Below are 17,821 nucleotides of genomic sequence, written 5' to 3'. Positions count from 1 at the left end.
GATGAATTTGAAAACAGCTTGGGGATTAACTGTATTGATGTGGTGACAGATTTGATTGTGGAAAACAGAAATATTCAATTCATTCTTACCAGCCACCATCCCTACATAATCAATAATATTGGGATGGAACATTGGAAAATAGTAACGCGCCAAGGTGGGGTGGTAACTGTGAAAGATGCTAAAGATTTGAATCTGGGAAAATCGAGGCATCAAGCTTTTACGCAACTGATTAATCTTGAAGAATACAGCGAAGGAATCAAAGTTTCATGAATCTGTATTTTTTAGTTGAAGGGAAGCAATCGGAGAGAAAAGTTTATCCCGCTTGGTTGGCTCATCTTTTACCGGAATTGCAGCGAGTTGACAATTGTGATGATGTGAAGGAAAAAAATTATTACTTGATTAGCGGCGAAGGATATCCTTCATTAATATATGAGTTTATCCCGCGTTCAATTGCCGAAATTAATTCAAACGGAAAATACAGCTATTTTGTAGTGTGTCTTGATGCTGAGGAAAATACTGTTGCTGAACTCACAACTGAAATTGATGATTTTTTAACTCAGCAGAAATTGAAATTAAATAATGCAGAACTCGTGCTGATATTTCAGAATCGCTGTTTGGAAAGTTGGCTGCTGGGCAATCGCAAAATTTATTCGAGAAATCCTCAAAACAAACCTTTGTTAGATTATAATAAATATTATGATGTTTCTGTTAACTGTCCCGAAAATATGGGCAGATATAGAGATTTTAACACTCACGCTCAGTTTCATGGAGCTTATTTGAGAGCGTTATTTGAAGCTAAAAATATTACCTATTCTAAAAAACGACCGGGTGATGTACTGAAGCCATTTTATTTGGAACAACTATTGACAAGGATTCAACTTCAGCCAGAACAAATGACTACTTTCCGTCAGTTTATCGATTTTTGTAACAAAATTAAACCAAAATTGCAAGATTAATCGATCGCACTTAAAAGCCAATAAAAACCTAAGACTACCATAAATCATGGAAATTACGATCGCCCTTCCCGACAATCTCCCCCTGACTGAAGCGGATGTGAGGATGGGATTGGCGATCGTACTTTATCACCAACACAGCCTCAGTCTCGATCGAGCCGCTCAACTTGCTGTAATGTCTGTGGACGAATTCTACCAACTATTAATCGGCCGCCATATCGTCAGCCCGCCCGCAGATGCCGATGACGAGCCCGCCGAACTCGTCCTAGCCAGCCTCCGTACCTCCCTCCAGCAAATTAAAGAAGGCAAATTATATCCTATTTCCGAACTGTGGGATGGAATTGATGACTGACGAGACACCCCAAATCCAACTTCTTTTTTCCGATGAATTCAAAACACCTATGCGTAAGTCCTGTTTGTGCTAAAATTGAGAACAGAATTTAAAGGGAAAATGCCATTTCAAAACAAGACATCGCTACGATCGTGACGGTCGAACCTGGTAAGCGATGCGGTAAACCTTGTATTCGAGGCATGAGAATTACGGTTGATAACCTGTTGGAATATCTTGCTTCTGGGATGAACGATCGAGAAATCCTAGATAATTTCCCCTATTTCACACAACAGGATATTTTGGCTGATTTGAGTTTTTCGTAAGAGGTAAGTATGTCAACAACTGCGATCGACATCGGCACGCTGGTTGTCAGTACGCCTGAAACCTGTGGAGGGCGTCCCCGCATTGCGGGAACTAGAATTTCTATCGCTCAAATTGCCGTTTGGCATCAACAAGGGATGAACCCAGAAGCAATACTTGAAGAAATTTCCTATTTAAATTTAGCAAAAATTTATGCAGCGCTATCTTACTATCACGCTAACCGCAATGAAATTGAGGCTGATTTAGCTGCAGAATTAGCTGAGTACGAGCGATTGGAAGATGAATCAACTGGAATTTTTAGGTACTTACATCAGGTCTGAATAAAGGCATCTAATATTAGGTACGATCGATCGCTGGTAATATACGGTTGAACGATCGGTCGCGTTTGAAAAAGCAACTAAATTCATAAAAGTTTGAGCATTTAATTTCAGAGTTACCATCGACAGATAGATTCTGGTTTGACAGGGCAGGTTTTAGGGGCGATCGAATTTCTGCTGAGGTCTAGAGAGATCAGGTTAGTCAACGATGCTAGCGGTTTAACGTCATTCAGAAGATTGTTGTCGAGGGAGAGAAATTTCAGTTTAGTCAAGGATACTAGAGGTTTGATATCGCTGATTTGATTGTTGCTGAGGTCGAGCTTCGTCAGGTTAGTCAACGATACTAGCGGTTTGATGTCACGGATCTGATTGTTGTCTAGGTGGAGCTTCTCCAGGTTAGTCAAGGATGCTAGCGGTTTGATGTCCCCGATCTTATTATTTGTGAGAAGAAGCCAAGTCAGGTTAGTCAAGGATGCGAGTGGCTTGATGTCCCCAATCTGATTGAAGGGAAGGCTGAGAATAGTCAGGTTAGTCAAGGATGCTAGCGATTTGATATCGCTGATTTGATTGTTGTAGTCGAGGATGAGCACAGTCAGTTTAGTCAAAGATGCTAGCGGTTTGATATCGCTGATTTGATTTTTGTGGAGGAGGAGTTCACTCAGGTTAGTCAAGGATGCTAGCGGTTTGATATCGCTGATTTGATTGTTGTCGAGGAGGAGGACAGTCAGGTTAGTCAAGGATGCTAGCGGTTTGATGTCCCCGATCTGATTGTAGCTGAGGGTGAGCCAAGTCAGGTTAGTCAAGGATGCCAGCGGTTTGATGTCCCCGATCTGATTGTTGTCGAGATCGAGCCGTATCCAACTCGAAAGTTTTCGATCGCCCTCAACACAATCAGTAGTCCCCGCTCTCTTCAACAGCACTTCAACAGTATGTTTAGTTTCAGGACTCAGATCGGCTTTTTGGCGACACCAATCCGCAAATGTTTTGTTTGCCGATCGCACTTCTGCACCATTCACTGACAGTGCAGTTCCAAATAACGCTACGATCGCACTCGAAGCAAATACTATCAACCTCGATAAATTAATCTGTTTATGTGCAACTATAATTTTCATCATTTTGTATCCCTAATTTTCTCAAAAGACAATGGCAGGTTGGCAAACTGTCACGACACTGCCAGATAGTTCTAAAATAACTGTGATATTAAACTGATAGCCAATAACTTTATCTCCCAAAACCCCGGAAAATACCCTATGAACGGCCCAGCGTCTTACACATTGCCTCAACTGAGCGACATTGAACGCGCGAACCTCAGCCGCACGATCGACTACAGCTCCATTGAATCCGTACCCGAAATTTGGGCGATCGTCAAACAGCGATTTCCCCAAACCGTCGCCCTCCACGACCCCCACAGCCAGCCAGAAATCAAACTCACCTACACCGACCTATACCACCAAATCCAGCAATTCGCCGCCGGCCTCCAAGCCCTCGGCATCGAACCAATCCCAGGAGAAGCAATCCCCCCCCGCGTCGCCCTCTTCGCCGACAACAGCCCCCGCTGGCTGATAGCCGACCAAGGCATCATGACCGCCGGCGCAGCCAACGCCGTTCGAGGCGCCACAGCCGACCCCGAAGAACTCCTCTACATCATCCAAGACAGCGGCAGTACCGCCTTAGTAGTCGAAAACCTGGAATTACTCAAAAAACTCCAACACCGCCTCCTCGACTTACCCGTCAAACTCGTTGTCCTCCTCTCCGACGAAGAACCGGAAACCAACCAAACCCTCAACACGGTCAAATTTTCCCAAGTCACGACCGCCGGGGCCCAACGCCCCCTCAAGCCCACCAACCACAGCCCCCAAACCCTCGCCACCCTCCTCTACACCAGCGGCACCACCGGCAAACCCAAAGGCGTTATGCTGACCCACGGCAACTTGCTGCACCAACTCACCACCTTCGGGACAATTCTCCAGCCCGAAGCCGGCGATGGCGTTCTCAGCATCCTCCCCAGTTGGCACGCCTACGAACGCACGGTTGAATATTTCATGTTTTCCCAAGGATGCACCCAAATTTACACCAGCATTCGCTATTTCAAACAAGACTTTAAAGCTTACAAACCCCAGTACATGGTCAGCGTTCCGCGCATCTGGGAATCGATTTACGAGGCAGTACAAAAGCAATTTCGGGAACAGCCTCCCAACAAACAAAAATTGGTGAATTTCCTGTTATCTGCCAGCCAACAATACATAGAAGCCCGCCGGATTGTCGAAGGATTAACTCTCAATTTACAACCGGCCTCAGTTTCTGAAAAATTCATCGCCCGGATCAAAACCATTCTGTTGTCGCCTGTTTACGCCCTTGCCGAAAAACTCGTTTACCAAAAAGTCCGGGAAGCTACGGGAGGACGTTTTAAGTGGGCAATCAGCGGCGGCGGTTCTTTGGCCGCGCATTTAGACAATTTTTTTGAAATTGCGAATATCGGTTTGTTGGTGGGATACGGTTTGACCGAAACATCCCCGGTTTTGACAGTCCGCCGCCCTTGGCACAATCTTAAAGGTTCTGCCGGAGGGCCTATTCCGGGTACGGAAATTAAAATAGTAGACTCGGAGACTCGGCAGCAACTGCTTCCGGGCCAGCGCGGCTTGGTATTGGCAAAAGGGCCGCAAATCATGGCGGGCTATTATCTCAATCCCCAAGCTACCTCCAAGGCGATCGACTCGATGGGCTGGTTTGACACGGGCGATTTGGGCTGGCTGACACCGGGAAACGACTTAGTTTTGACCGGGCGGGCCAAAGATACGATCGTCCTCAGCAACGGCGAAAATATCGAACCGCAGCCGATCGAAGATGCCTGCATCCGCAGCCCCTACATCGACCAAATTATCGTAGTAGGTCAAGACCAGAAATCGATCGGCGCCTTAATTGTCCCCAATCCAGAAGCCCTACTCAAATGGGGCGAAACTCAAAATCCGCCAATACAGGAAATTGACTGGAATAGCAAGCAAATTCAAGACTTATTTCGCCAAGAATTGAACCGGGAGGTGAAAAATCGCCCTGGATACCGCGCGGACGATCGCATCGGGCCGTTCCGGTTGATTCAGGAGCCGTTTTCAATGGAAAATGGAATGTTGACCCAGACCCTGAAAATCAAGCGCCCGGTTGTGACGGAACACTACCGCGATATGATTGACGGGATGTTTTGAAAATATTCGCAGGACTTGGGGAATGGATCAGAACAAATTGTCCCAACACCCGAGTCCTCAGTTCTCAGTCCTCAGTCCTCAGTCCTCAGTCTTTAGGAAATATTTGCGAACTAATGACTATTGACTAATGACCATTGACTAATGACCATTGACTACTTCGCAATTGACAAGCAACAACTTTATGGAACCACAATTACTCTTGAAGCGATCGATTAACGTTAAAGTCATCGTTACTCCCCGCTGGAAAGAAGAAGCTCAACAGCAACTCCAAGCCCAAATCAACCAAATAGATTCTCAGCTACAACAGCTAGAAATGCAAGGGAGCCGGATGATTTCTGAAATCCAAAAGCAAAGCCTGCAACCCCCAGGGCCGCAAGTAATGCAGCAAATAGAAAATATTCAAGTGCAGGTGAATCAAGAAAAAAGTAAACTGCTAGAACAGAAAAACCAAAACCTGCAACAGCTCCAGCAAGTACAGGTGCTAGACCTCGAACAAGAAGTGAGTCAAGGTCAAATTGACGGCACGTTCACAGTGGGGCTGGGAGAAAACTTGATTCAAAAAATGCAAGTAGAAGTTTTGCTCCGCGACGGCATAGTCGAAGAAATTCGAGGTGATATTTAGAAATTGGTAATTGGCAATTAGTAATTGGCAATTGGCAATTGATAGGTAATTATTAGCGGAGCATCTGTGTTTTGTATTTGTAGTGCGAGCTTTTTAAGAACTCGCACTACAAATATATCAGCTTGCGATCGGGGACGCTCGCAAGTCGTAAAAAATACTTTTGGAAAAAGTGAGATGCTCCCATTTTGAGCCAACAGTCACACATTCTCGGGCGAGAGACTGGCATAATAATAAATATTGCTGGTGGCCGGTCGCCAATTATCAATTGCCAAATACCGATTACCTATTACCAACTCAAAAGGACTTTTTACAGATGATTCGCGAAGTTTTCATGCCAGCCCTGAGTTCTACCATGACAGAGGGCAAAATTGTTTCCTGGGTCAAATCCGCCGGAGACAAAGTAGAAAAGGGCGAAACCGTAGTCGTGGTTGAATCCGACAAAGCCGACATGGATGTCGAGTCTTTCTACGAAGGCTATCTAGCAATAATTATTGTACCAGCCGGCGAAGTTGCGACCGTGGGAGCCGCGATCGCCCTAGTCGCAGAAACAGAAGCCGAAATTGCAGAAGCTCAGAAACAAGGAGCAGGTGCAACCGCAGCCTCCGCCCCAGCGCCAGCAACCGCAGCCTCCGCCCCTGTCGCAGCTACCGCATCACCGGGTTTGCAGCAAAATGTCAGCCGCCAAAACGGCCGCAGCGTCGTTTCTCCCCGCGCTCGCAAATTAGCCAAAGAATTTAAAGTAGATTTGAATTCGATCAAAGGCAGCGGCCCCAACGGTCGCATTGTTGCAGAAGACGTGGAAGCAGCAGCCGGTAAAGCCCAACCAGCCCCGGTTCAGCAACCCGTAACAGTCCCCGCAACTCCCGCACCCGCAGCAGCCGCACCCGTCGCAGCAGCAGCAGCCAAATTCGCACCCGCACCAGCCCCGGCGATCGCGCTTTCGGGCCAAAGAGTACCGATGAACGCGCTGCAAAATGCGGTGGTACGTAACATGGAAGCAAGTTTGAGCGTGCCCTGTTTCCGCGTGGGTTACACAATTACTACTGACAATCTGGACAAGCTCTACAAACAAATTAAGTCGAAGGGTGTCACGATGACGGCTATGCTGGCAAAAGCAGTAGCAGTAACTTTACAAAAACATCCTCTGCTGAATGCTTGTTATGTAGAGTCGGGAATTCAACACCGCGCTGATATTAATGTGGCGGTAGCGGTGGCGATGGACGGCGGCGGTTTGATTACGCCGGTGTTGCAAAATGCCGATCGCCTCGACATATATTCTCTCTCCCGCACTTGGAAGGATTTAGTCGATCGCGCCCGCGCCAAACAGTTGAAACCCGATGAATACAGCACGGGAACTTTTACTCTTTCCAATTTGGGAATGTTTGGAGTAGATAAGTTTGATGCGATTTTGCCGCCGAATCAAGGCTCGATTTTGGCGATCGGCTCTTCGCGGCCGCAAGTCGTAGCCAACGAGGAAGGTTTGATGGGAGTGAAGCGGCAAATGCAGGTGAATATTACTTGCGATCACCGGATTATTTACGGTGCTGATGCTGCATCTTTCTTGCAGGATTTAGCGAAGTTGATTGAGACAAATCCTCAATCTTTGACACTTTAATTAGGAGTCAGTAGTCAGTAGTCATTAGTCATTAGTGAGGAGTCATTAGTCATTAGTCATTAGTCATTAGTTATCGGTCATTAGTTGTTAATTGTGATTTTGATTTGTCAATCATGAGTTTTTTAGGAGTGGTTGCGTAATTACTAATGACTACTAACAACTAACAACTAACAACTAACAACTAACAACTAACAACTAACTAATGACTAATGACTACTGACTACAAACTAATTACTCGATCGCACAGTCAAGACTTGCGGCGGCGTTGCATCCGGCGGATACAAGAAATCCACCTGCACCAAACGGCGTTCCCCCGGCTTCATATTCACATTCACCAAAGGTTCCCCCTGCTGTCCCCGGCGCTGCACAATGTGAATGTAGCGCGTCAAAGTCTTGCCCGTATCGTCATTAAATATCACCCGCAGCGTACCTCGGAAAAATATCCGATTTTCCGGCGGATCGTAAAACATCAATCCACCCGATTTTGTATTTGCTTTAATCGGTGTTTGCATTCTAATACTCACCGATTGAGACTCGCGAGATTTGTTGTAAAGCGGAAAAGCTAAGTTGTATTGAATCCCGTAATTGCCGTGAGCAAAATAAGCAGTATCGGGATAGCGAGCTAACATTTTAGCGCTTTGAACTTGGCCGGTGCCAAAAGTACCCGTATCCGTAGTGCTCAGAGCATAGGAAAATGACTCGCCGCGCTTGGGAACAGTCAAATAATCGGTTCTCGAATTGTCAGTAATTTTAGCTTTCCACTCCGAACCTTCAGCTACTCCCGCCACGCGGCCGTAAATTTTTTGCACCGGATTTTCGTCTGTCGGAGTTGGTGCTAAATCTCTGGGCCCGGCTAAACCTTTGGTGTTTAAAATATTTTCCCACTGTTCTAAAGTCGGAGATTGTTCGAGTCCATTTTTAGTTTGAGGAGCAAACATGGCTAAACTAGCAACATAAACCGAATTGCTGCTCGACATTCGCATCAAAGTCGATCGCCCGTTGGAAGCAGGCCTAATATTCCCCACAGGTATCGGCAAATTCATCAGCATTCGGCTCTGCATGGCCGGAATCTCGATCGCAGCGGGCAAAATGGCTTGTCTGTACCCCCGCAGCACATCGCTGGTGATGCGGCTTCCAGGCCCCGCAAACACCGTGCCAAATCGATTTTCTAAATACGAAGGCAAATCGACAAACAACGCATCCGGCCAAGTTAAATAAGTCGCTCCTTGCAAGACTTTTAAAGTAACAGGTTCCGAGTTCGGATTGTAGACAATTATTCCTTGAAATAAGGTGCGAGTTTCGGCGAGATTTTTAGCTTTGGCGATGTGGTGGGCAAAGATGTCAAATCGACCTTTGAAGGGAAAGTTTAAGTGTGCAGAAGGTACTTGTTTGCCTTCTGGCCCAAATGTAGAGAGCAAAATGCCTTCGGTTTGCACGACTTCCGGGCTGTTGCTGTTAAAAACCGGGATGCTGTCGAGTTTTCCCGGCAAAACGCGCACTTGCTGGGGCACTGTCACAGTATTCAGCGGGCTGCTGCTTGGCGGCGGTGGCTGCACATCCCGTTCGTTTTCCGGTAGGGGGACTTCTGGCTGGATAATCAGTTCTTGGGCGGGAGTTGTGGGGATTGCTTGAGCTAAGGGTAGAATTGGTAACAAAAACATAGCTGCGATCGCGTCTAACTGAACTTGCGGATTGTCTTGACAGAGCAATCGACACAAAACTTTACCACAACTGTGTTGCTATTTTTTGGGGAACTTGGCGATTTGCGCTGAATTTTTGCGGTAATTAGGGCAGTCGCAAAATTTTGATGCTCGAAACCAGCAATTCCACTATCTAAAATCTCAAATCGAAAAATGGAAAATCTCAAATCAAATGACGATAATTTTAACCAACGACGACGGCATCGACGCTCCCGGAATTCAGGCAATGAAGCAGGCTGTAGAAGGCAAAACAATTATGGTGGCTCCGCAGGGGCAATTGTCGGGCTGCGGGCATCAGGTGACGACTCACAGTCCGATTCATGTCGATCGGCGATCGGAATTTGAGTATGCTATCGGGGGAACACCGGCAGACTGCGTGCGTATTGCTCTTCATCACGTTTGTACTCAGCCGGATTTGGTGCTTTCGGGAATTAACGCGGGCGGCAATTTGGGCGTTGACGTGTACATTTCGGGTACGGTGGCTGCGGTGCGGGAAGCTGCAATGCACGGTATTCCGGGAATCGCCATTTCCCACCGGATTAAAAGGCCGCTCGAAATTGACTGGGATGTCGCGACTCGCTGGACATCGCGGGTGTTGGCGGATTTGCTGAAACGAAAATCACAGCCTGGGTGTTTCTGGAATGTGAACTTGCCGCATTTAGCGCCGGGAAGTGCGGAACCGGAAATTGTGTTTTGCAAGCCTTCGACTGAGCCGCTGCCGGTTGAGTACAAAATGGAGGGAGAATACTTTTATTATGTTGGAGAATATGGGAATCGCGATCGGGCGGCGGGAACTGATGTTGACGTGTGTTTTGGCGGTGATATTGCGGTGACTGAGATATCGCTGTGATCGGATGCGATGGGTTTGGGCGATCGAACTCTATTTTTTGGGCAAGAAAGTGTAAATGGGTATCGTGAACTTTGGTATCTCTTACCCTCGATATCCCAAAATAGGATAAAATATTGGTACTTAATTTTTAGAGTTACATAAGTCAACAAATGATACCAGTTTCACGCAAAGAATGCAACGGTAGACCCGTACTCCAAACCCAGACAGAATAAGTCATTTCCCATTCTCACATCTAAAATCTAAAATGGTATAAACCTCATATCGAGGCATGGTCAAAAGCAGCCATGCCATGCACAACACTCTGGTTTTGGAATTCAGAAATTGGTTGGGCTGCTGTGCATCCACTTCTAGAAAAATATGGTTGGCGCTATGTTAATTCCAATATTTGGAACAAGGGAAAAGGTCATATTGCAGGGAATGTTAACACACACAAAATTCGCAGGTTCCCTGTCGTCACAGAAGTCTGCGTTCAATATGTCAGAGAAGTAACAGTTAATGAACTTACCTTAAAGGCGTGGTTGTTGCAAGAGTGGAAACGCTCTGGGTTGCCGTTACGACGGGCCAACGATGCTTGCGGGGTAGTGGATGCAGCAACCAGGAAATACTTCGATAGAGGGCATTTGTGGTATTTCCCTCCGGTCGAGATGTTTGACAGGCTAGTCAACTATGCAAATGAGTATGGTAGTCCTCAAGGAAAACCCTACTTTTCTCTGGATGGTAATCAGTCTTTAACGGGACAAGAATGGAGCAAAATGCGATCGAAGTTTAGATGCCCTCACGGTTTTACAAACGTTTGGGATCGTCAAGCTTTACGGGGCGATGAGAGAGTTAAAACTCTCTCTGGAAAAGCATTACATCTCAACCAAAAACCTCTGGATCTGATGAAGCTTATTGTTGAGGCATCTAGCGATGAAAACGATGTTATATGGGAACCTTTTGGCGGACTTTTTACTGCAGCTTTGTCAGCACGCCAACTAAAAAGAAAAGCATTTTCTTGCGAGATAGATCCAGATTATTTCTACTATGGTGTACAGAGATTTAATCAATAATTTCATCAATACTCTCTTCTCTAATCTGTAGATAATCTTGGAGGGATTTCTTGATGCTATCTTTTAGGCGACTCGATAAAAGCTTATTCCACCGACCAACGGTCATACCTGAAAGTTCAGTGTTGTAGACACGTCGCTTAAATTCCTCAATGCCTGGATGTACAATTCTGTCCATCTTTGCAAAATTTGTATCTAGTCTATATTCATAGCGTATCCGTAGCTCCCGCAGAAGGCGCTGATATTCTCTAGTTGGTTTGTAGACTTTTCCTTGAGTACCCCATGAATTAACTATTTTCTCAGCTTCTAAAAACTCCTCAGCCGAGCCTTGGAATTTATATCCACTGGTGTTTGTTTGTTGCAAATTTGCTGTTCTTTGAGTTGTATCTTCCGGCTATAAAACAAGATAACCAGGGGGATTGTGATAGTGGGTATCTCTCGCTACAGCTACCGATAAACCAGAGACAACGCACACATCAAGAATGCGAGGCTTGCCATAGATGATTTGATCGGGTAGCCATGCCAGCATAGCAACGTAGGTTCGATCGAACCTAAAGTGATTCTGACTATCTTTGAAACGTGCTGTTATCTCTGTTGCTAGTGGGAACCACGCTTTAATTTCTAATCCGGGCGTTGGTTGAACTATGCCGAGGAAAATAGTATCTGGAAAGCCCGGATCTTGCCTCTGCCACTTTCCAAATTCAGCGAACTCATTTTGTTGATTCAAGAATTCAACGGTGTTAAATTCGATTAAATTTCCGACTAACGGCGAAAGCTTTGAGATAACTTTAGACAGGTTTACCGCTGCATCTAGGGTAACAGGTTTAGATACATCTAAAACGTCGAAAGTGTGACCCGATAACCGATCGACATATTGGGATGCAAGTCTGATTACATCTTGCGTATTCATATCTGGCCCTCACCAGATCCTTCAGATATTTTTTGTAAAATTTTCCTAATAATATCGCAAGGATCTACACCAATTACACGAGCAACTAACAAAAATTCAATTACATCTAATCGCCGTTCGCCGTTTTCATATTTGGCTACGAAAGATTGAGGCTTTTTCAGAGATTTGGCAACAGACTCCTGAGTTAGTTGCGCGTCTTTACGAGCCGCAATCATACAGCTACGAAATATTTGATACTCATGGCTAAAAACAGATTTCATTGTACTTTGGGTTTAGCACTGCATATACCCTAGGTATAATAAACCTGTTTTCGGATTATCCCAAAAAAGGATATTTAAATTTGTTAAAAATTATAGTTAGTAATGACAATTGAACATAATTAATCGCGATCGGGAGATTGGCCGCTCTATCTCTACTTGCGGCCCTCCGTACTACCGTACTACCATGATTTTTTTTTGTCCTCCTTCGGCTTAGCAACACCATCAGGTTGTTTCTTGGGCTTTTTGACTTCTTTGTTGCTTTTTCTTTCTTTTGACACGATGATTCCTCAATTTAGACTCAGCATAACATAGATTTAAAAATCTGCATAATTAACAGTAGATGGAATTGCCCGCATCATCGTGGGATATCGTGTCCGCTCAATTATTATTAATAAAATTTGTTCTCCGCATCGGACTTTGGTACTCAGCATTTTCTCTCCTACCAAAGTTTTCACTGCCAACCTATTTTATGGGTATATTTTGGACGATCGCAATCTTACTCGCTGTTAGTTTTTTATAATCTGCAGTAGGCGATAGACTAGCTTTTGAACGCATCGCATCTACCGTTAGACATATCGCTCACTCATCCGTAAAATGTCGCAACTTACTATTAACCAGACTGTTTTTAGCTCGCAGTCTCAAACCATTTATTTACCGGAAAGCCTACAGCGTGCCTCCCCCAGCATTGCCCTCGCACCGATCCCCTCAAACCCCTCTTCTACAGTTTACCCTCAAAAGTTGTCCGAAGTTTTCCCCAAAAAACCAAGTATATTGAGAAATATAAAGTTAATGTTCGGGTTTCTCGAAAGTGCGATCGCATCCGCTCGATTAGATATATTATATTCATTATAAAGATTACGTATTTCTACAGTCTTGGACGCAGGGGCGGCGAGCAACCCGGTTTTTAGCCAAAATATTTGCCCAAAACCCTCTAGAAAAATTTCCCAAACCCGGTTTTTTGGTTCGGGTGAGTCCTGGACTATTCTAAATAAATTTCAGCTATTAGGAATCTGACCGCTATGGAAGTAACCGAGCTGCTCAAAGAATACGAAAATGGCAAAAGAGACTTTGCAGGTGCCGAGCTCAGCGGAGCCAATCTCAGCGGAGCTATCTTGGACGGAATAAACCTTTCGAGGGCTAACCTGTCGGGAGCCAACCTGAGTCGGGCGCATCTGAACAAAGCAAAACTCAACGGCACCAACCTTTACAGGGCAAATCTGAGTTTTGCCAAAATGGGTCAAGCCAGACTGGCCGACGCAGAACTCACGAAAGCCAATCTCAGCGGAGCTTTCCTCGTCAAAGCAAAACTTCCCAGGGCTAAGCTGAGCGGAGCCCAACTCACAGGTAGCAACCTGCGGAACGCCATCCTCTGGAACGCCAATTTGTGTGTGGCAGATATGCAATTTATCAACCTGCGGGGAGCCAACCTCACGGGAGCAAACCTCAACTGGGCAAACTGCGAAGGGGCAAAACTCAGCGGCGCAAAGCTCTTTGCGACTCAACTAACAGGCATCTATCTCAGAAAAGCTTACATCAACGGCATCGACCTCAGCAGGACGGATCTCAATGGCGTCAATCTCAGCGAAGCCAAACTCAACGGGGTCAACTTGGAAGGCTCGAATTTGTTAGGAGCGAATCTCAGCGGTGCTCAGTTGCGGGGCGTGCAGTTGAAGGGAGCAGATTTAACCAGGGCAAATCTGGTGGGAGTTTCTTTGGTGCAGGCAAACCTCGATGGGGCTAGGCTGTGTTATGCAGACTTGAGCGAAGCCGATTTGAGCGGCGCTACATTTATGGGAGCAAACTTTGAGGGTACTTTGTTAGCCGGCTCAACAATTCCCGCATCTGTCAGCGGCGATGTCTACTTAATTGCGACGGGTTGTGTCGCAGCGTAAGCATTCGGGAAAATCACTCTCGGATTGGTTCGACTTCTATTGCATCAATATTCGATATGTTAACCGCAGATTTCAAGCGGATAAACACTGATGGACGCAGATAATTCAATTTTCTCTGCGCGATGCAGAGTGCAACTCAAGTCTATTGAGCTCGCCCGATTAATTTGGCGACTCGCAAAGCAGAGGTAATCGCTCCTTCGTGCAAACCATCCCCCAAATAAGCTCCCGCATGATAAGTGCTGTTTTCCCCGTTAGTCTCGATAACTTCATCTCGGTATCGAAAAGACTCGACAGTATACAGCGGGGTGTGATGTTTCTGAATGTGAATAATCTGGTTTTGGTCGATCGACTCCTCCAGTTGAAATGCTAAACTGTACTCTCGCGGTGACGAAATGCCGCAAAGCTGGTTCAAGCTCGCATTGTAGCCCCATCCCTTGTCCGTCTCGAAAAAATCAAATTCCGACAACTTGCGGATGCCGTAGCGATCGTACATCGAAGTATCCGAATGCAGTACAGTAGTTGCATAATTGGGTTTCCACGCCCCAAACCGCTTCGTTTCCGCATCCGTCGGGTCAGACAGCAGCCTCATCACTTGGTCTGGCGGCATCGCAAAAACCACCTTATCAAACTCCTGAATCTCCCCATCAGAAAGCACAATTTTTACAGCATCAGCACTTCTAAAAATCTTGGCAATCTCCACATTTAGCAGTATATCGCCCTTAAAGTGCTCCAGAATCTTTTCAATGTAAGAATACACGCCGCCTTTAATCCTTACCCAGTTAACCAAGGCATATTCCCGCAGCATGGGAATCGCCAACTCAGCCGGAAAATTGTCGAGCAATTCAAACGGTATTGAGTAGCTGTACATCGTCAGCAACTTCAGCCAATCATTGCGGATGCACGAGCTTTTTAAACTCCCAGAAAGCGGCACATCGTAGAAATCGTGCTGTTTAGCAAACCGCATTTTCATCAAGAATCCAGCGGAACGAGCATAAAGAGCATCCAGCCGCAAATATTCTATCAGACGTTGAATTCCCGTGAAGTTTTTCTGAATTGCGACTTTTGATAAAAAGTGGCGGTTGTCTTTAAAAAACAGCGCAGAACCAATCTGCACGGGTTCTAATTCAACGCCTAGCTCCTGCATGAGAGCGACGAAATTATAAAACACAGTCGGAAATTCCAGCACCCCATTTTCTAATATTTCATTGCACTCAGATTGATTGGGCGCGACATTTTTATTCAGCGTGCGAATGTGTCCGCCTAAAATCGGTTGCTTTTCCAAAACAGTGACGCGGTGCCCCTGTTTGTCCAGCCAGTAGGCTGTGGCCATACCGCTAGCTCCGCCCCCAACAATTGCAATTTTCATAGTTCGCTCCTAATTTATAGGTTGGATCGCTATTAATTGAATGCTTGTATTCCGGGTAGGAAACGGCACCGCTCGGAGGTGTCAATTTAACCAGAAAAACCTTTTTATCTCTCGTTTGTAGCGGAGTCTCGATCCCCCTAAATCCCCCTTAAAAAGGGGGACTTGAAGAAAAACTTTTGTATTTCTCGTTGATCGCCGAGACCAGATCCCCCTAAATCCCCCGGATAGTCGGGGGACTTTGATAACTTCTTGTCCCCCCCTTCTTAAGGGGGAGTAGGGGGCAAGCTAAGGGGGGATCTGGGCCTCAGCATCAAACAGTAGATCCATGCTATATTTGATGCTAAGCTGACACAAATAGGCATTGCCGTCTCCTCATAGATATCAGACTATTTTCGATCGCCCAAAGCCTCAACCCAACCTCCGAAATATCGCTGTTATTTAATTGTGATTCCTCACCCTAAAATCGCATCGCCGGATAAACGCTGATAAAGCAGCGCCCCCGTCCAAAATGTCGGCGCAAAGCCTGGATAGCCCGATGAGGCGTTGCAGAAATGGAAATTGTTGAGGGATGTTTCGTGATTTAGCCGATCGACTCCCATGTTTTTCGGCGTCAGCCTAGAACCGTAGGAATTGCCGTTAGGACACCAACAGAAGCGCTCGTTAGTTGTAGGACTTCCGGTAATGTGAAATACCATGTGTTTGCGAAAATCTGGAACATAGTGTTTTTCAACTACGTCTAAAATCGAGTCCAGAATCTCTTGTTTTTTCTGTCTGTAAGCTTTGCGATCGGTATCCCAAAGTTGTTTAAAATAGCTGTAATTAGCAACAGTCAGAAATTCCACAATTTGACAATTTTCAGGACAATCCCCCCGCGCTTCGGTGAGTAAAGTGGGTGTGGTAATTGCAAAACTAGGACTAGAAAAATCATTTTTATCGTACATTTGAGCAAAAGCTTCATTCAGATTCAAGTGTTCCGAATGAAATGTATTCCACTTGCCAAATCCGTAATCTCGCAGGTCGATATCTTTGACAACACAGTAGACCATGTAGTTAGATGCAGAATACTCGTAGTCGAGTTTCCGCCGCACTGTTTTCGAGAACAGTTCCTCCCCAATCATCTTGGCCGCTCGTTTGGGATCGAGGTTGCAAATCACCGTGTCGCCCGTGAATTCATGGGTTTGATGCGCGGTCAAATCCATCGCTTCAACTCCCGTTACGGTTCTATCATTCACCCTAAAATTCGTGACTTCATGGTTGAGCGAAACTTTCCCGCCGTTGGATTCAATGACTTTAACTAATGAATTGATGACATCTTCAAAATGCTGCGTCGGGTAAAACGCACCTTCTTGATAGCCTCGAAACAAAGCAATCCAAGCATAGAAAGAAAGCTGGTTCGGAGGTAGCAAAAAGTCCGGCCATTGCAGGGCTAATAGGGTTTGGGCTGCTTGCGGGAGTTGGAATTTGTCGAACACGTCTTGAAGCGTGCTGTTGAGGTGTTGGACGGCACAGAATACCTCGCTGAAATTTTTGATTAATTCAATTGGTTTGACGGGAGGAGCGAGTTTTCTGAGTCCTTCGCCGGTTTTTTCTACTTCGTTGACGAATTTGCGAATTTTCTCGCTTGCTTCGGGAAACAGGGCCGACAATCTGCGGATCAGTTCTTCTGATTCCGAGGGAATATCTAGTGCGTACCCCGGCATTCTCATGCGGTCGAAGCCATTCGGATCGTACCGTTCAAAGGTGACATCGCGATCGAGATTGAGTTTTTTGAGGACTCGATTCACTGTATGTCCTTCGCCGCAGTCCCAAACGTAGTGGAATTGGGCATTAAAGGTGTATTTGTTGGCCATCGTAAAGGTGTGGCCAAAGCCTCCGGGGTGTTCGTGAGCTTCAAGGATGTGTACGGTTTTGCCGGAGTTTGCCATCAAAGCTCCGAAAACCAGTGCTGATAAACCACTGCCGACGATGAGGTAATCTGTTTTCATGGGAATTTCCTCGATCGATTGAAGAAGTCATTAGTCATTAGTCATTAGTCATTAGTCATTAGTCATTAGTCATTAGTCATTAGTCATTAGTCATCAGTCATTAGTCATTAGTCATTAGTCAGTAGTCAGTAGTCATTAGTCATTAGTCAGTAGTCATCAGTCAGTAGGGGCGGTGGATGGTGCGGGCCCGCCCTCTTAGTTGTCATTAGTCATCAGTCATTAGTCATTAGTCAACAGTTAACAGTCAACAGTTCACAGTTAACAGTCAACAGTTCACAGTCAACAGTCATTAGTCATTAGTCATCAGTGCTGTCGCCTCCGAGCTGTCCGTACAACGTCATCAGGAAGATGGAAGATGCGATCGACCACATGGGTTTCATTCCTAAGAACATTCTCACCTACTTATATATTTAAGCTAACTCTAAATTCTGAGGAAAGCGTGAAGTCAAGCAA

The 17,821-nt window shown here is 45.8% G+C and carries 16 protein-coding genes and 2 pseudogenes; 11 read left to right on the top strand and 7 right to left on the bottom strand.

Annotated elements, in window-relative coordinates:
- From WBA89_RS18215 to WBA89_RS18195, 5 genes and pseudogenes are all read left to right on the top strand, one after another.
- Window positions 1-270 (top strand): annotated as a pseudogene (locus WBA89_RS18215) (ATP-binding protein); the annotation flags it as partial.
- Entirely contained in the window at window positions 267-956 is a 690-nt protein-coding gene (locus WBA89_RS18210) for a hypothetical protein (RefSeq protein ID WP_424408621.1), read from the top strand. The pseudogene WBA89_RS18215 and the gene WBA89_RS18210, both read left to right, overlap by 4 nt.
- Window positions 957-1,002: 46 nt before the next feature.
- The gene (locus tag WBA89_RS18205; protein WP_424408620.1) at window positions 1,003-1,305 is read left to right on the top strand and encodes a UPF0175 family protein; all 303 of its coding nucleotides are present in this window, start codon (window positions 1,003-1,005) and stop codon (window positions 1,303-1,305) included.
- A gap of 104 nt (window positions 1,306-1,409) precedes the next feature.
- The gene (locus tag WBA89_RS18200) at window positions 1,410-1,607 is read left to right on the top strand and encodes a DUF433 domain-containing protein (RefSeq protein ID WP_333380001.1); all 198 of its coding nucleotides are present in this window, start codon (window positions 1,410-1,412) and stop codon (window positions 1,605-1,607) included.
- 9 nt (window positions 1,608-1,616) lie between these two features.
- Window positions 1,617-1,925 (top strand): DUF433 domain-containing protein, encoded by a 309-nt coding sequence (locus WBA89_RS18195; RefSeq protein ID WP_424408619.1) that lies wholly within the window; start codon window positions 1,617-1,619, stop codon window positions 1,923-1,925.
- Between the two features lie 113 nt (window positions 1,926-2,038).
- On the opposite strand, the gene WBA89_RS18190 is transcribed toward WBA89_RS18195, so the two are convergent.
- Window positions 2,039-3,037, bottom strand: a complete 999-nt coding sequence (locus WBA89_RS18190) for a leucine-rich repeat domain-containing protein (RefSeq protein WP_424408618.1) — start codon at window positions 3,035-3,037, stop codon at window positions 2,039-2,041.
- A gap of 135 nt (window positions 3,038-3,172) precedes the next feature.
- On the opposite strand from WBA89_RS18190, the gene WBA89_RS18185 reads away from it, so the two are divergent.
- The 3 genes from WBA89_RS18185 (at window position 3,173) to WBA89_RS18175 (ending at window position 7,359) form a co-directional block, all read left to right on the top strand.
- A complete protein-coding gene (locus tag WBA89_RS18185) occupies window positions 3,173-5,122 on the top strand; it encodes a long-chain fatty acid--CoA ligase (RefSeq protein ID WP_424408617.1) in 1,950 nt (649 codons plus the stop codon).
- Window positions 5,123-5,303: 181 nt separating this feature from the next.
- Window positions 5,304-5,744 (top strand): YlqD family protein, encoded by a 441-nt coding sequence (locus tag WBA89_RS18180; RefSeq protein ID WP_424408616.1) that lies wholly within the window; start codon window positions 5,304-5,306, stop codon window positions 5,742-5,744.
- 313 nt (window positions 5,745-6,057) lie between these two features.
- Window positions 6,058-7,359 carry a dihydrolipoamide acetyltransferase family protein gene (locus WBA89_RS18175; protein WP_424408615.1) on the top strand — a complete coding sequence of 434 codons (1,302 nt, stop codon included), beginning with the start codon at window positions 6,058-6,060 and terminating at the stop codon, window positions 7,357-7,359.
- Between the two features lie 227 nt (window positions 7,360-7,586).
- Here the strand turns inward: WBA89_RS18175 and WBA89_RS18170 are convergent, their stop codons facing one another.
- Window positions 7,587-9,020, bottom strand: coding sequence for a DUF3370 domain-containing protein (locus WBA89_RS18170; protein ID WP_424408622.1), 1,434 nt, complete (start codon window positions 9,018-9,020; stop codon window positions 7,587-7,589).
- Between the two features lie 211 nt (window positions 9,021-9,231).
- Between WBA89_RS18170 and surE the strand changes: the two genes are divergently transcribed.
- Window positions 9,232-9,909: a 5'/3'-nucleotidase SurE gene (surE, locus tag WBA89_RS18165; RefSeq protein ID WP_424408614.1), complete on the top strand. Its 678-nt coding sequence runs from the start codon at window positions 9,232-9,234 to the stop codon at window positions 9,907-9,909.
- Window positions 9,910-10,160: 251 nt separating this feature from the next.
- Window positions 10,161-10,958 (top strand): annotated as a pseudogene (locus tag WBA89_RS18160) (DNA methyltransferase); the annotation flags it as partial.
- Here WBA89_RS18160 and WBA89_RS18155 read toward each other — a convergent pair.
- The 3 genes from WBA89_RS18155 to WBA89_RS18145 are packed head-to-tail and all read right to left on the bottom strand — an operon-like array spanning window position 10,948 to window position 12,125.
- A complete protein-coding gene (locus tag WBA89_RS18155) occupies window positions 10,948-11,319 on the bottom strand; it encodes a hypothetical protein (protein ID WP_424408613.1) in 372 nt (123 codons plus the stop codon). The pseudogene WBA89_RS18160 and the gene WBA89_RS18155 overlap by 11 nt on opposite strands.
- 30 nt (window positions 11,320-11,349) lie before the next feature.
- A complete protein-coding gene (locus WBA89_RS18150; protein ID WP_424408612.1) occupies window positions 11,350-11,865 on the bottom strand; it encodes a hypothetical protein in 516 nt (171 codons plus the stop codon).
- Complete coding sequence (locus tag WBA89_RS18145) at window positions 11,862-12,125, bottom strand: helix-turn-helix domain-containing protein (RefSeq protein ID WP_424408611.1); 264 nt, start codon at window positions 12,123-12,125, stop codon at window positions 11,862-11,864. The genes WBA89_RS18150 and WBA89_RS18145 overlap by 4 nt, the downstream gene beginning before the upstream one ends.
- Window positions 12,126-13,144: 1,019 nt before the next feature.
- On the opposite strand from WBA89_RS18145, the gene WBA89_RS18140 reads away from it, so the two are divergent.
- Entirely contained in the window at window positions 13,145-14,017 is an 873-nt protein-coding gene (locus WBA89_RS18140) for a pentapeptide repeat-containing protein (protein WP_424408610.1), read from the top strand.
- Between the two features lie 142 nt (window positions 14,018-14,159).
- Here WBA89_RS18140 and WBA89_RS18135 read toward each other — a convergent pair whose 3' ends face one another.
- Window positions 14,160-15,383: an FAD-dependent oxidoreductase gene (locus WBA89_RS18135; protein ID WP_424408609.1), complete on the bottom strand. Its 1,224-nt coding sequence runs from the start codon at window positions 15,381-15,383 to the stop codon at window positions 14,160-14,162.
- Window positions 15,384-15,835: 452 nt separating this feature from the next.
- A complete protein-coding gene (locus WBA89_RS18130) occupies window positions 15,836-17,368 on the bottom strand; it encodes a phytoene desaturase family protein (protein ID WP_424408608.1) in 1,533 nt (510 codons plus the stop codon).
- Between the last annotated feature and the right edge of the window lie 453 nt (window positions 17,369-17,821).

It is taken from the genome of Microcoleus sp. (assembly GCF_049646505.1).
Taxonomy (GTDB): domain Bacteria; phylum Cyanobacteriota; class Cyanobacteriia; order Cyanobacteriales; family Microcoleaceae; genus Microcoleus.
This window is presented reverse-complemented; position numbering and strand designations above follow the sequence as displayed.